This is a genomic window from Deltaproteobacteria bacterium (assembly GCA_016219225.1).
Taxonomy (GTDB): Bacteria; Desulfobacterota; RBG-13-43-22; order RBG-13-43-22; family RBG-13-43-22; genus RBG-13-43-22.
Genome location: JACRBX010000081.1, coordinates 1 through 14,164 on the forward strand (window position 1 = coordinate 1; position 14,164 = coordinate 14,164).

The following is a 14,164-nucleotide window of genomic DNA, read 5'->3' on the forward strand; positions in this document are numbered from 1 at the left end:
CCGGGTTCCTGGTGAAAGAAGCTGATGAGGGCAAAGCTATCGAGGACGACGGGTTGTTTCATGCGACTGTTCTTCACGATGTTCTTTCAGGAGATCTTCGGTCAGCGAAAAATCTCCCTTGATAAAGCCGCATGGAAAGTGGGACGTTGTTCATTTAATTCAGAAACTTCTGCGAAGCGTAATCCGGCAGCGGACTTCCGGCATCGCAGGATCGGTAAGGGGTCGTCCCGTTTTCGTTTTACATCAATCGGTGCTATCGTATTTTTTCTTACCGGTCAGCCACTGAACCGGAACCAATTTTTCCACGGCCTTAAATTCCGGGTCGCTGGTCAATATGCGGGCGTTCAGGCGTCTGGCGGTAGCCACACAGAAGGCATCGGCATAGGAGATGGGGTACTCGGATTTGATTTCTGCCGCCTCACTGATCAGGAGATCATCCACCGAAAGGACATTTATGGGCAGTTGCTCAATAAGGGCCAGGGCCTCCAGGGTTTTTGCCCGGCCGACCCGCCTTTGAACGATGTAGTAGAACTCGCCCCAATTGATCCGGGAAAGAGCGGCTTTTTCTCCGGCCTCGCCCAGCTCTTTAAAGACAGTACGGACCGTTTCCCAACCGGGCTCCTGATGAAAGAAGCTGATGAGGGCAAAGCTATCGAGGACGACGGGTTGTTTCATGCGACTGTTCTTTACGATGTTCTTTCAGGAGATCTTCGGTCAGAGAAAAATCTCCCTTGATAAAGCCGCAGGCGGTCTCAAGGGGGTCCTCGGGGGCCGGTTTAATGAGAATCCCTTCGGTCTGTTCCAGGATATGAACTTTTCTGCCAGGCCTGACGCCATATTTATTTCGGATCTTTTTGGGGATTAAAAGTTGACCTTTGGAAGAAATTTGGGCTAAGGACATAAGTATTCTCCTTTTTATGAAAAGTATAACTTTTATTATTTTGTTGTCAATAAAAAATATATTACAACATAAAATCGACTTTACCGAAGTTAAGATAGGTCAACCTTAAGGATCATGTCCCTGGGCGGGTCACCCGAGCCGCTTAAGAAAAGTATCGACACCCACAAGCCGGAACGGATTATTTTTCTGACGTCCCACGCCCCCCTGGCCTTGGTCGGGTCGATCCTGAAAGGTCGTGAACCGAAACAGACCATGTTTTAAATCATAGCAGTATAGGCCAATACGAATTTGCAGCTAACCGTTGGAAGACTTAAGAAAGATCGTAATGAAGCTTCAAGGCCCGGTCTATTTTAGCCAGAATATCTATCGGGAGATGTCCCAGTTTTTTAAAAAGCCGAATCTTGTCAACGGCCCGGGACTGGTTGACGAGAATTTTTGACCGGACCTTTATACCGCCGACACCGGCGGGGATTTCCACCTCAAAAGAAAAGATCCGGGATACGGAAGAACTGATGGGGGCAATCGATATAATGGGGGAGTGGGTGTTATTGATGTCATTGGAAACCACAACGGCCGGCCGGATTTTCCGGACCTCTGCTCCAACGGTCGGATCAAAATTGACCAGGAAAATATTCCCCCGTTTAATCGAGCCCGTCATTAAGGCCGCCTTCCAATTCCTTGTTCACCCGGCGAATTTCTCCAGCGGCTTCCCGGTATTCGGCGGCCAGTTTTTTGGACTTTTTTTCCTTCATGAAATATCGTATGGCCTGGGCGATGAACCGGCTTTTTTTTCGGGGTTCGATTTCCCGGGCCAACTCGTTGGCCAACTCTTCCGGCAGGCTGATATTTATTCTAACGAAACTCATTGTGCTTCCTTATTGTGTATTTTAATTACATCTTAATTGGGAATTAATTTGATGTCAACCCCTTTTCTTATTTTCAATCATCAGTTCATAGAGGCCCAGAAGAGGCCAGGGGGACGTTGTCCATTCAATTCAATAACTATTTGAAAAATTTATGGGATTGGAACAACAGGGGAATACGAATAAAGAATAATTGAATGAAATGGAAAATGTCCTTTCCCCTCAGCGTTTCTTCTCCCGGGCATGACCGTTACCGTTCGAATCTGTTCCGGGTGACGGTGTTGCGAAATGAAATATCAACTTCTGTTTTCCAAAGATTTGGCCTATTTGCCCGAAGATGAGTATAAGGAATTGGCCGATACCGGTGAGAGAGTGAGCATGATGCTTAAAAAGCTTTATAAGTCTTTAAAGTAACGGAAAACGGTCACGCTAACCGATTCGACCAGTTTAAAAATGATGCCGGAGGGAATTACTTTGTATTGAATCCGCATTCAGCAGATGAAACTGCTCACGGACGACGCAAGGCTCAAGCGACTTGAAGCAAAGGAAAAATAATTGATTGAGTCATGGGGAAAAAAAGACCGGGGTCCGTGACCGTTAACGGCTTTTATTCCGGTCAACGAATAACGATCAACGAAAAACGGACCACGGAAAACGGGCAACGGATTATAACCATGGCTCATATTGAAGCCGATAACGAAAGCCGGGATCATTTACTGAAGCGGATCAAGGAACGGTATCCTTCTCTTAACGGGAAACCGATCTTAAATAGAATGATCAATACTCTAAAGGCCCAGGCCCCGGATGATTGGCGTTTTTCAGTAAGCCCATCCGCCCGGTTTTTCGTGGTGGATATGGTAACCAAAGTCAAATTTCTATGGGTGCGCCAATCCCTTAACTGGATAAATATCAACAACCCCAATTTGGAATATCTCTATTTCGAAAGACTGACCCCAAAGGGGATCAATAAAGCCCTGCGGAAAGTCTTTTCCTATGATGTGGAGGGGGTGCTTATTCCTTTGGATATACCGGGCTGTCCTCAAAAGGCATTGGTATGCGGCCCTGTGGTGGATAAATCTGATTTTAAAAACCCCCACGACTTTAAATCGGATACCTACTGGATGCTGCCCACTTATCTGGATGAATCGCCATATCGGACTGGATTTCCGGGAACGGGATCCCTTTAATGAAGACTTTCGCCCCCTCTGCCCTCTGTAAAGATGATATGGCTGAGCTGTATTTTTTGAAAAAGATCATTGCAGCGGCTATGGGAAGATTTTGAATAACTCTTTTTGGTGAGCATAATAGACTAATATTATTGTGAATTTTTACGCGCGAAATTTATTGATAAATTGTGAGCTTGTACCATGTTGAAACTAATTGAAATCATGGGAAAATATTTTTCAAATTCGAGGACCTCTGAACCACCGAAAACAGGGGGGGTGCTCGAAAAATTTTCCTCTTGACTAATGAATTAAATTTATTGGATAATTTAAGAAATGATGAAAAGGAGGTGATGTTTTTTGTCCAAAAGTGGAAATCAGAGACCGGAATTAAGCGGGATTGAAACGGGAAGCCGTGACGCGTATCCGTGGTCCGTGTCCGCCTTGTATCCTTGGGGTAGTAAAGAGAAAAAATTTTGGGATGACCTGCTTTTGGCAATGCCAAGGTGGGGTAAAGGGAAAAAGTTATGGAATTTTATACAACTGTTTTAAGAAAAAGTGGGGACCATTGGGTAGCCTTATGCCTCGAAAACGGGTTGGTCGGGCAGGGCGATAGCAAAGAAAAGGCCATCACCAAATTGAGAGCGGCGATCGATTCTTATGAAGAAGTCGCCCAGACGGAGGAGGAAGTCTATTCCGCCCCTCTTTCCATTAAAGAACTTCATGAATTTTTAACGGTTGAAGGAACAGAACCCGCGACCGAATCCTATGAACTAAGAGCGGTTTATGCCTAAAAATATCCCTGCTTTGAAACCAAGGGAGTTGATCAAACTCTTGGAGCTGGGGGGATGCTCATTTCTCAGAGAAGGTAAGGGGGACCATAAGATTTATTCGAAATTTTTAGGCGGGAAAAAGAGGGTTGTTCCCATCGATATGGGGGCTGGTGAACTTTCACCCCCCTATGTGCTTCGAATTTTTAGGCAGTTCGGGTTCACCGATGACGATATAGAAGAATTACTGAAATAAGCCTGTTGCGGAGAAGCCCTGTTTTTATGGATAACGGTAAGGGGTATCGGGATTAACGGAGGGGAAAATGAACGTTGAAGATCTGGATGTTTTTAAACTTCCATTTGCCTTTATCAGAATATGGAATAACCGATTTTTAACTACCGAAACCGGTCTCGGATAACAGAGATCCAGTAGTCCGTGACCGTATACCGTGTCCGTTTTAAGACCATGTTCTATCGGATAACGGGAACGGTCAACGGGTAACGGTTTTTTCCGTGGTCCGCATCCGTTTTACGACCCCCTTTCTCTGGGACCTTTAATTAAACCATCCCGATCTTGAAACCTGCAACCCCCTGATCTTTTTTGGCTCTCCGGACCCGGGACCAAACCACCTTTTCCGAACTACCAGCCAAAGTCGCCCACCAGAAATTGCACAGAAAATTGTGAATTGCACAATTTTTTGTGCAAAACGGTTAAATAAATTTTTGGTCCAAATACGATAACTTCTTGATATAAATAAGATTCATGTAAATGGCACAAAAATTGAGATTATATAAAAATTGATGGAGTTAAAAATTGGGGAAAGGGGAAAAAGCATGGAAAAATTTGCCTTGTGTGTCGGGATTAATGACTATCCCGGAACAGGAAGCGATTTGGCGGGATGCGTGAACGATGCCAACGATTGGGCCGCGGTCCTTGGCAAACGCGGGTTTTCGGTCAACAGGCTGACCGACAAACAGGCGACCGGTGATGCCATTCGAAAGGGGATTAAAAACCTGCTTGCCCAAGCCAAAACCGGCGACCTGGTTGTCGTCCAGTATTCCGGTCATGGTTCTTTTGTCCCTGATGACGATGGGGACGAACCGGACGGCACCGATGAATGCCTCTGCCCTTATGATATCCGTACCAAAGGGCCGATCACGGATGACGAGATGTTTGATCTCTTCAGCGGGCACCCACCGGGAGTCAGGATTTTCATGATCTCCGATTCCTGCCATTCGGGGACCGTGGCCAAATTTGCGCCGATCATAACCCCCCCGACCATCAAAGGAAGGGGCGCCCCGCAGCGAAAGGTCCGTTTTTTGCCCCCCAAGGTCTTTCTTTCCCAGCGTAATGCCGCCAAACTCGGAACCCGTCGGGCTTTTCGCTCTTCAAGCCCGCCAGGCCGTTATGCGGCGCTGCTCATGGCCGGCTGCCAGGACACCGAGTACAGCTACGACGCCTATTTCCAGGATAGGCCCAACGGGGCTTTTTCTTTTGTGGCCATCCGGGCCCTCGCGGCCCTTAAACCCAATGTGACCTTTCGGGACTGGTTCAATGCCGTTCGAAAGGCCTTGCCTTCCCAGCAGTATCCGCAGACCCCTAATCTGTATGGGGCCAAGAGTATGATGCGCTGGAAGGTGTTTGCCTGAAATCGAGGAGGATTTATGGATACCCTGAACAAAACAGAGGTGATGCCGGGTGATATTGTCCTCTATCATGGGGACAGCCTGTTGGCGAAACTGATTCAGTTTTTCGACGGCACGGAGATGAACCATGCCGCCATTTATCTCGGGGAAGGGATGGTCGGGGAAGCGCTGGCCGGCGGATTAAAACGACGCACCCTGGAAGAGAGCCTATCCGATGATGAATATGTCATCGTCAGGCGGCTGAAAACCGATCCCGGGACGATAGACCCGGTGGTCAACAAGGCCCGGGATTACCTGGCCATCGGCAATCGATACGGATTTGAACAGATTTTTCTGCTGGCTTTTCTCGGGCTGACCCGAAAACTCCAGGTCAACCCGTTTCTGGGTTGGCTTCTCCGGAAAATATTCGATCAAGCCGCTGCCTGGCTGATGGATCAAGGCCACAAACAGCCTATGATCTGTTCGGAGTTTGCTTACCGTTGTTATGATGAAGCCCTTCCGGTGGCCAACGACCCCTATGCACTCGATATCGCCCCCTTTCCGGCACCGTTTTCGGAAGGCCCTCCGGGTGTGAAATCTTTTTCCGCGGCCTTTTTGAACCCTAAGGTGCACCGTGACAGTCTGCTGGCCTGGACCGAAGATGTAACGACCCGTCGCAGCCGCTCGGGTTCGAATGTCCTGCTGCATTCCATCCCCAAAACAAAACTGTCGGCCGAAGAAAGGAAAATAGCTGCCATGCCGTTGGAGACCCTGGCGAAAAATTATCTGGAAGAGGCCAAAAAACCTCTTGCCAGATCCCGGTCCTTCGAGGCCTCGCTCAGGAGTCCTGAGATGCTGGGGGATATTTATCGGTTCAGCCAGGCCTTATGGGCATCAAACCGGGGGCAGGGGAGAAAAGCAGTCAAACCCCCAAAAACCGTTCGAGGGGCTTCGGAGGTCCCGGAAGCCCTGGAAAACCTTTTTCAGACTGCGGCTGATTTTGTGACCCCGGGGGATCTTTACGGTTGTCATGATTTATTCTCCGTCGGTCGTATGGTGCCGGAATAAGGTTTTCGGTCTGCAGAGTTTATACCCCTTACCCAAGGAGGATATCATGACCGCCACTCAGCATCTTATCATCTTTTGGGTCATTGTCGCCTTTTTTATGGCCATCGGCATTATCGCCATTTTGGCGATCGTCGGGGTCATTAAAACGGACACGAAATTTCGCAACTGGGCGGTTGGCGGATTTGCCGCCGCTGTCGTCGGCGTGGTGATCCTCTGGGCCAAGACCGGGTCCCCGCCGCTGCCGCTCGACCTTTTTGTCAACCTTGAACCTCCGGTGGAGGTGAAAGCCGGTACCTTTACACTCGTAAGCGGTACCTACGAATTTGAAGAACAAACCGGTTCGGGGAAAAATATTACACATTCCGGATCAGTTGAATTGACCGCCGGGCAGAATATGGGCTGGTGGACGGCTAAAATCCCATGCACAGCCCTTTCCAAACCTTTCAAAATCACGGTGAAGGATAAGGATGGTAAACTGTGGAGCGTCCTTCCCTTTTATCCCAATTACCACCGACAACCCTTGATTCCCGCTCATCCTGCCACAAAACAAGTCGCCGCCTCTGTACCGGCCTTCGGCCTGACCGGAACCGCTTTTGCCGTTGAAAGGCAAACCAAAATACGATTCAATAATTATGCCAGGGCCCTATCCACGATCCAGGGCCGGAACTACTACAACTGGCGGGTTTTTGTTGATGAACCGGTTCAGGTCCTCAACCGGATAGCAGAGGTCCAGTACCTGCTGCACCCCACATTCCCTAATCCCTTACATGTGAGAACCAATCCTAATGACCGATTCGCCTTAGAGAATTCAGGTTGGGGACAGTTCACGATTCAGATAACGATCAGGTTCAAGGACCATTCCATCGAGACCACGAGTTATTATCTTGATTTAACGAAAAGGTGGCCATGATTACCGGGGCCGATATCTTCACATTTAAAAGGTTCATGAATGTGTATAATGGAAGACATGAATACCCCTAGGAGGCGGTTCGTGAGAACAAATGTGGTGACAGATGATGACTTGATGGAGTCCGCCCTCAGGGCTTCGGGAACAAAAACAAAGAAGGCTGCGATAGAACAGGGCCTCAAGCTGCTGGCAAAGCTAAAAGGCCAGGAAAGAATAAAGGGCTTCAGGGGAAAACTTAGATGGCCCGGCAATCTTTATGAGATGCACTTTGCCGGGCCAAACCGGGAACCGCTCCGAAGGAGTGGGACTGAGCATAGCCCGAAATTTCAAATATCTTTGGTTAGACTCTTGTAACCCTTATTCCTTATCAAAGATTTTTCCGCCTATCAAGACTTTCCCGACCCATTCCGGCTGCCCGGAATATCTTCTTAGAACAAAACTTGACATTCATTATCAAATCGTATTAATTTCTTTAGTCAAATGATGAAAGTTGTTCGACGTATTTGAATCTTGCCGGACGAATAAGGAGCGACTAAAATGCCCATGTGCCCGCAGTGCGGTAGAGCGATAGAAAGGGGGAACAATTTTTGCCCCCATTGCGGCGAAAAAATCCCTCCAGTTGGAGTCGAACCTTCTTGTGACAAGGTTTACGAAGAAGATTATAGAAGCTTTATCGGTAAAAATGCCGATCGCTATTTGAGCAAATTCCGGAAATTTCAATTCACGGGAAGGGATGGGTTTGCCGTTACCTGGAACTGGCCGGCTTTCTGGTTGGGATTTATCTGGATGCTCTATCGAAAAATGTACCTCTGGGCGTTGTTGGCTTTTATTATCGCCCTTACTCCGGTTGGGTTTCCGCTGATCATGATCGGCTGGGGAATTGTCGGCAATTATCTCTACTATTTGCATGCCAGAAAAAAGATCCTGGCCTTCAAGTATCAACCGGTTGGCGGCCCGACGTCCTTTTCCTTGAACGAACTCGGTGGGGTCAATCGCTGGGTCTGGTTTATCGGGATCATTTTTTTCCTGTTTCTTCTGGCCGTAGGGGTCCTGGGGATTATGCTCATTCTTTATCTTCTTAATTATGGATTTTTTTATTGGCCGGATTTTATAGAAATTTAACCAAAGATAATTAAAACCTTAACAAAAGGAGGGGAAGCTATGGAAAAAGAAGAAAAAAAAGGGTTAACCCGCAGGGAGTTTGTCAAGGCCGCCGGGATCGGGACGATCGCCGCCGGACTCGGGCCTTCCATCTTTCTTCCCGGCCAAAGCCGGGCCGCCGGGAAAGAATTGAAGATCCTGGTCTGGTCCCATTTTGTTCCGCGGTTCGACAAAGAGTGGTATGATAATTTTGCCAAAAATTGGGGGAAGGCCAATGGTGTTACGGTCACCGTAGACCACATCGGACTGGCCGAACTCCCCTCCCGTACCGCCGCCGAGGTTTCCGCCGGCCAGGGACACGACCTGATCGAATGGATCTCGCCGCCTTCGCAATTCGAGCCGAGTGTCCTGGACATGTCCGACCTGGTCAAAGAGGCCGAAAAGCGCTTCGGCAAGATGCATCCCCTTTGCAAAAGGAGCTCTTACAACCCGAATACCAAGAAGGTTTATAGCTTTTGCCCCGGCTGGACCATCGATCCGGGATGTTATCGAAAGAGTCTCTGGGCCAAGGCCGGCAAACCGAACGGGCCGGAAACCTGGGAAGATTTGATCACCTATGGCGGTAAGATCAAAAAGGAGCAGGGGATACAGCTCGGCATCGGCCTTTCTCAGGAACTGGATTCGAACATGGCCGCCCGGGCCTTGCTCTGGTCCTATGACACCAGCATACAGGATGCCAAAGAAAACGTGGTTCTCAATAACCCCAAGACCGTTGAAGCAGTCAACTACATGGCCCGGCTGTTTAAGGAAGCCATGGTGCCGGAGGTATTTGCCTGGACGGCTGTCTCCAACAACCAGGCCTTAATTGCCGGACGGGCGGCCTTTATCCTTAATTCCATCTCGGCCTATCGCTCGGCCCAAAAAGAAGTCCCGGAGATTGCCAAGGACATTTATTTCACTCCGGCCCTGAAGGGACCGAGAGGGGCCCATTGGAGCTGTGAGCATGTGATCTATAACTATATCATCCCTAAATATTCCAAGAACGCCGACACCGGTAAAAAATTCCTCCTGGACCTGGTACAGAATTACGACCAGGCCATGTACAGCAGCGAGCTTTATAATTCCCCGGCCTTTTTCGATGCCCCCATTCCGGCCGGGGACCGTGGCTACCCTGCCGTCAAGGGTGCCAAAAAGTTCAGGGATCTCCACAATACCTGGTTCGACGACGACCCCTTCATCATTGCCGGGGAAGAAAAGGGGAAGCTGGCGGTGCTCAAGGATGCCGAGAAATGGAGCACCAACGTTGGGCACCCCGGACCGGCCAACCCGGCAGAGGGGGAGGTCTTTGCCACTTTTATCCTGCCGAACATGATGGCCAATGCGGCCCGGGGGATGAAGGCCGAAGAGGCCGTGGCCCAGGCCGAACTCCTGGTTAAGGCGATTTTCACCAAGTGGCGGAAGAAGGGGCTGGTAGGCGGAAAGGGATAAGCAAAAAAAACGTTCAGCGTTCAGCGTTCGGAGTTCGGCGAAAAAACCGGTTAGTGAAGGAGGGCGGAAAGCATCATGGCGCGGGTTGCAATCAAAAAAGTTTCTAAATCTTTCGGGGATGTCAAGGCGGTCGACCAGGTGGATCTTGAGACCGCCGAGGGTGAATTCCTGGTCCTGCTCGGACCCTCGGGCTGCGGAAAGACCACCCTGTTACGCATGATCGCCGGCATTGAAGAACCTACCGCCGGGGACATCCTCATCGACGAGCAGGTGGTCACCCACCTGCCGCCGAGGATGCGGAATATCGCCATGGTCTTTCAGAGTTACGCGCTCTATCCCCATATGTCGGTCAGGAGGAACATCGCTTTTCCCCTCCGTACCCGGGGGGTGGACAAGGCCGCCATCAAAGAGAAGGTCCGCTGGGCCGCAGACATGTTCGGGATCGGGCGCCTGCTGGACCGTAAGCCCCGGGAGCTTTCCGGCGGTGAACGGCAGCGGGTCGCCCTGGCCCGGGCCATGGTGCGGGAGCCGAGCGTCTTCCTCCTCGACGAACCCCTGTCCAACCTGGATGCCATCCTGCGGGCCTCGGCCCGGGAGGAACTGCGGCAGTTTCAAAAGCGTGTGGGCGTGACCACCATTTATGTCACCCACGACCAAGTGGAGGCCATGGGACTGGGAGACCGGATCGTGGTGATGAGCCAGGGAAGGATCCGGCAGATAGGCACGCCCCGTGATATTTACCAATGGCCGGCAGATACCTTTGTGGCAACCTTTGTAGGCTCGCCCCCCATGAATATTCTGGGTGAGGGGGAAATCCTGACCGGATTCCGGCCGGAGACCTTCTTGCCGGCCGATTACCTTAGAGAGTGCGGACAGGTGGTCCCCTATCCCTTTGAAGTGACCTGGATGGAGTACTTAGGCGCGGAAAGACTGATTTACGGCAACGTTGGAGAAAAGAGCCACGCCCGCCATGTGGTTGCCCGCCTTCCTGGAAACGTGACCCTGCCTATCGAGGCCGGGCGGACCTACCCCTTCGCCGTATCGGGCTCGGATATACGGTTCTTCGAACGGCAGAGCGGATTGCGGACCGATCGGGGGCCGGCATGAGCTCCGTTCCCCAGGCCGGAATCCGGGATCAGTCCGGGCTGCTGGCCAAACTCATGATCGCCCCGGCCATCCTTTATGTCGTGGCCATGATCGGGGTCCCCTTTATATTAGCCCTGATGTACAGCCTCAGCGATGCCACGACCGGAGAGCCTAATTTTCGCTTTGTGGGTCTACGAAACTTCGGGGCGGCCCTGGCCGACCCGGTCTTTCGTCTTTCCTTGAAAAATACCTTTTTCTTTGCCCTGGTTTCCCAGACTTTGGTCATCATCCTGTCCAGGGTTGTCGCCACTGCTTTGATGAAAGAGTTCCATGGCAAATGGCTGGCCCGCTTCCTGATCATGCTCCCCTGGACGGCACCGATCGCCCTGGGGACCATCGGCTGGTTGTGGATGCTCGATTCGATCTTCAGTCCCTTCGACTGGGTCCTCCGTCGCCTGGGGCTGCTCGGTACACCGAATGCCCTGTTGGGACCGATGCAAAACCTCTACTGGCTCGGCCAACCGGCCCTGGCCATGTTTTCGGTGGTGCTGGTCCATGTCTGGCGATTGCTGCCCCTGGCCACGGTGATTCAAATGGCGGGCTTGAGCTCCATCCCCAGGGACCTCCTGGAAGCCGCCGAAGTGGATGGGGCGTCTCCCTTACGCCGGACTTTTGAGATTACCATCCCCTTGACCCTGCCCATCATCAGCATCGCCTTCCTGTTCGGTCTGGTTTTTACCTTCACCGATGTGACGGTCGTTTATGTGCTGACCCGGGGCGGGCCGATCCATAGTACCCAGGTGCTTTCAACCTGGACTTTCTTTAAAGGAATTGAGGGCGGGGACCTGGCCCAGGGTGCGGCTATTTCCCTCTTTCTCTTTCCGGTCCTGGCCGGTGTGGCTTCCCTGATGCTGCGGATGGCCCGGAAAAGCGAGGTGGTCTGATGAGAAATGTGCGAAAACTGTTGGGCCGCGGGGGCTTTTACTCTTTGGTAGGGGGCTTTGCCTTTTTCGGGGCCTTCCCTTTCTACTGGATGATGATCGCCACCTTCAAAAGGGATCACGATCTCTTCCGGCCGGAAAACAATCCCTTTATCTTTAACGAACCGCCCACCCTGGACCATCTGCGCCTCCTTTTATTTGACACCCACTATCTCCAATATCTTTTAAATACCTTCTGGATCGGTATGGCCGTTGTTTTGATTACCCTGATAGCCGCGGTCCCGGCGGCCTACAGCCTGGCCCGCTGGGCCAGGGGCTGGGGAGAGACCCTGGGGATCGGGATCTTCCTGACCTACCTGGTTCCGCCGACGATCCTGTTCATTCCGCTGTCCCGATTTGCCTCGGCCCTGGGTCTTCAGGAATCGCTTTGGTCCCTGATTCTCATCTATCCGACCTTCACCATCCCCTTTTGCACCTGGCTTTTGATGGGGTTTTTCAAATCCATACCCCGGGATATCGAGGAGCAGGCCATGATCGACGGGCTCTCCCGGTTCGGGGCTATGACCCGGGTGGTGCTGCCCCTGGGCATCTCGGGGATCCTGACGGTGGTGGTCTTCGCCTTTACCCTGTCCATGCACGAATTCATTTATGCCCTGACCTTTATTTCCGTCTCGGTCAAAAAGACGATCTCCATCGGCGTGCCGACCGAACTGGTCCGGGGGGATGTTTTTCAATGGGGTCCGCTGATGGCCGGGGCCCTCCTGGCCAGTATCCCTGTGGCGGTCATTTATACTTTTTTCCTGGACCGGTTTATCTCCGGCTTCACCATGGGGGCCGTAAAGTAGACTCAGGAAGCAGAAAAAGAAGGGGTAAGCATTTTTTTTGTTGATCTCTGATTGACCCCTTACGCACACTATGCTATCTTGGCGTTTAAGGAAACGAAACCCGATTTTCTAAATCTATGCAGGAGGATGACCATGGCAAAATCCAAAGACACCAAGAAGGAAGACAAAAAGAAACCGGCCAAAACCGCCAAGGAAAAGAAAAAGGCCAAGCAGGAAAAGAAAAAGGGAAAATAGCCGTTAGGGATTAATCGGCTATAAAAAGAAAGTCAAAGGACTAAAAGGGTGGGCCTGGTTTGGGGTCAACCCTTTTTTTATTTCTATATTTTTTTGTTTTTTAACCTTTTTTTGTTATAATGGGAATAAGTTGGTGATAAAATAATAAGAAGCGGATAGAGAAATGATACCTATCGAATATGACATCATTGTCTTTAAAGAAGAAAATACCTATGTCGCCTATTGTCCGGAGCTTGATATTTCAAGCTGTGGCCGTGATGTGCAACACGCTAAGGAAATGCTTAAGACGGCGGTAAGGCTGTTTGTGGAAGAAGCGGAAAAAATGGGGACCCTTGAGGACATCCTGGATGAATCCAGATACAAGAAAGACCCCGTAGGACGATGGATTCCACCCAAACTTGTGGCGACCGAACTGGTAAGCGTTTCTTAAAATGCCAAAAATTACCCCTCTTTGTTGAAAATAATATAAATCAGATCCCGTAGGGTGGGTGGAACGAAGTGCAACCCACCACCATCAAGCCTTTCGGACCGGTTGATCCGCTTCCGATAAACCGGCAAAGAATGGTTTGATCTTCTGGAGACCAAGAATGGCCCCATCTGGTCAGGTGCTCGGTATAGACATCGGCTCCGTCTCCCTGGCAATCGCCAGCCTGGCTCCCGACCGGACCATTCTCAAAACCTTCTACGCCTTCCACCAGGGGAAGATTCCGGAAACTCTGGTTTCCCTCCTTTCCGGGTATCCGCTGGAATTCGTCGACCGTCTGGCCTGTACTTCCTCTACACCCGAAACCATCGGCCCAGCTTCTGTAAGAAGCCTCTTCGAAAGCTCGACAAAGTCGAGCGGCCCGGCTTCTGCAAGAAGCCTCTTCGAAAGCTCGACAAAGTCGAGCGGCCCGGCTGTCCGTTACGATACCCAGTTGGCCGTCATCAATGGCGCTTCCCTGGTCCAGGAAAAAATCGGAAGCATCCTCCTGGTGGGCGGCGAAAAGTTCGGCCTCCTTCTGTTTGACTCCCAGGGCCGGTACCGCAGATCCAGGACCAACACCTCCTGCGCGGCAGGGACCGGCAGTTTTCTCGATCAACAGGCCTTTCGTTTAAACCTGAAGGGGGTCGAGGCCCTGGCCGAACTGGCCTGTACCAACCAGGGCGAAATCCCGAAGATCGCCTCGCG

At 51.0% G+C, this 14,164-nt stretch carries 20 protein-coding genes; 16 read left to right on the forward strand and 4 right to left on the reverse strand.

All coding sequences use genetic code 11. From position 1 onward, the window contains the following. Positions 1-243 precede the first annotated feature (243 nt). Entirely contained in the window at positions 244-675 is a 432-nt protein-coding gene (locus HY879_06940) for a type II toxin-antitoxin system VapC family toxin (protein ID MBI5603074.1), read from the reverse strand. Next, on the reverse strand, positions 650-901 hold the full coding sequence (locus tag HY879_06945) for an AbrB/MazE/SpoVT family DNA-binding domain-containing protein (GenBank protein ID MBI5603075.1): 252 nt from the start codon (positions 899-901) through the stop codon (positions 650-652). The genes HY879_06940 and HY879_06945 overlap by 26 nt, the downstream gene beginning before the upstream one ends. 114 nt (positions 902-1,015) lie before the next feature. Here HY879_06945 and HY879_06950 point away from each other — a divergent pair, with 114 nt between their 5' ends. Next, the gene (locus tag HY879_06950; protein MBI5603076.1) at positions 1,016-1,162 is read left to right on the forward strand and encodes a hypothetical protein; all 147 of its coding nucleotides are present in this window, start codon (positions 1,016-1,018) and stop codon (positions 1,160-1,162) included. A 49-nt stretch (positions 1,163-1,211) separates the two neighbouring features. On the opposite strand, the gene HY879_06955 is transcribed toward HY879_06950, so the two are convergent. Beyond that, positions 1,212-1,559, reverse strand: a complete 348-nt coding sequence (locus HY879_06955; protein ID MBI5603077.1) for a type II toxin-antitoxin system PemK/MazF family toxin — start codon at positions 1,557-1,559, stop codon at positions 1,212-1,214. Then, positions 1,543-1,767, reverse strand: a complete 225-nt coding sequence (locus HY879_06960) for a hypothetical protein (GenBank protein ID MBI5603078.1) — start codon at positions 1,765-1,767, stop codon at positions 1,543-1,545. The genes HY879_06955 and HY879_06960 overlap by 17 nt, the downstream gene beginning before the upstream one ends. 285 nt (positions 1,768-2,052) lie before the next feature. On the opposite strand from HY879_06960, the gene HY879_06965 reads away from it, so the two are divergent. From HY879_06965 to HY879_07035, 15 genes are all read left to right on the forward strand, one after another. Beyond that, complete coding sequence (locus tag HY879_06965; protein ID MBI5603079.1) at positions 2,053-2,178, forward strand: hypothetical protein; 126 nt, start codon at positions 2,053-2,055, stop codon at positions 2,176-2,178. A gap of 152 nt (positions 2,179-2,330) precedes the next feature. After that, complete coding sequence (locus tag HY879_06970) at positions 2,331-2,951, forward strand: hypothetical protein (protein MBI5603080.1); 621 nt, start codon at positions 2,331-2,333, stop codon at positions 2,949-2,951. Positions 2,952-3,454: 503 nt separating this feature from the next. After that, positions 3,455-3,721, forward strand: a complete 267-nt coding sequence (locus tag HY879_06975; GenBank protein MBI5603081.1) for a type II toxin-antitoxin system HicB family antitoxin — start codon at positions 3,455-3,457, stop codon at positions 3,719-3,721. Beyond that, the gene (locus HY879_06980; protein MBI5603082.1) at positions 3,714-3,953 is read left to right on the forward strand and encodes a type II toxin-antitoxin system HicA family toxin; all 240 of its coding nucleotides are present in this window, start codon (positions 3,714-3,716) and stop codon (positions 3,951-3,953) included. The genes HY879_06975 and HY879_06980 overlap by 8 nt, the downstream gene beginning before the upstream one ends. 578 nt (positions 3,954-4,531) lie before the next feature. Further along, positions 4,532-5,347 (forward strand): caspase family protein, encoded by an 816-nt coding sequence (locus HY879_06985; protein MBI5603083.1) that lies wholly within the window; start codon positions 4,532-4,534, stop codon positions 5,345-5,347. A 15-nt stretch (positions 5,348-5,362) separates the two neighbouring features. Beyond that, positions 5,363-6,391 carry a hypothetical protein gene (locus HY879_06990; protein ID MBI5603084.1) on the forward strand — a complete coding sequence of 343 codons (1,029 nt, stop codon included), beginning with the start codon at positions 5,363-5,365 and terminating at the stop codon, positions 6,389-6,391. Between the two features lie 46 nt (positions 6,392-6,437). Continuing rightward, positions 6,438-7,301 (forward strand): hypothetical protein, encoded by an 864-nt coding sequence (locus HY879_06995; protein ID MBI5603085.1) that lies wholly within the window; start codon positions 6,438-6,440, stop codon positions 7,299-7,301. Between the two features lie 81 nt (positions 7,302-7,382). Then, the gene (locus HY879_07000) at positions 7,383-7,652 is read left to right on the forward strand and encodes a type II toxin-antitoxin system VapB family antitoxin (GenBank protein ID MBI5603086.1); all 270 of its coding nucleotides are present in this window, start codon (positions 7,383-7,385) and stop codon (positions 7,650-7,652) included. Between the two features lie 183 nt (positions 7,653-7,835). Beyond that, complete coding sequence (locus tag HY879_07005; GenBank protein ID MBI5603087.1) at positions 7,836-8,420, forward strand: zinc-ribbon domain-containing protein; 585 nt, start codon at positions 7,836-7,838, stop codon at positions 8,418-8,420. 39 nt (positions 8,421-8,459) lie between these two features. Then, the gene (locus tag HY879_07010; GenBank protein ID MBI5603088.1) at positions 8,460-9,887 is read left to right on the forward strand and encodes an extracellular solute-binding protein; all 1,428 of its coding nucleotides are present in this window, start codon (positions 8,460-8,462) and stop codon (positions 9,885-9,887) included. 75 nt (positions 9,888-9,962) lie between these two features. Further along, a complete protein-coding gene (locus HY879_07015; protein MBI5603089.1) occupies positions 9,963-10,994 on the forward strand; it encodes an ABC transporter ATP-binding protein in 1,032 nt (343 codons plus the stop codon). A gap of 53 nt (positions 10,995-11,047) precedes the next feature. Continuing rightward, complete coding sequence (locus HY879_07020; protein MBI5603090.1) at positions 11,048-11,917, forward strand: sugar ABC transporter permease; 870 nt, start codon at positions 11,048-11,050, stop codon at positions 11,915-11,917. Then, positions 11,917-12,759 (forward strand): carbohydrate ABC transporter permease, encoded by an 843-nt coding sequence (locus HY879_07025; GenBank protein ID MBI5603091.1) that lies wholly within the window; start codon positions 11,917-11,919, stop codon positions 12,757-12,759. Before HY879_07020 ends, HY879_07025 begins: the two co-directional genes overlap by 1 nt. 397 nt (positions 12,760-13,156) lie before the next feature. Further along, positions 13,157-13,423 (forward strand): type II toxin-antitoxin system HicB family antitoxin, encoded by a 267-nt coding sequence (locus HY879_07030; protein MBI5603092.1) that lies wholly within the window; start codon positions 13,157-13,159, stop codon positions 13,421-13,423. A 157-nt stretch (positions 13,424-13,580) separates the two neighbouring features. Beyond that, the coding region (locus HY879_07035; protein ID MBI5603093.1) for a hypothetical protein at positions 13,581-14,164 on the forward strand (584 nt) is incomplete at its 3' end.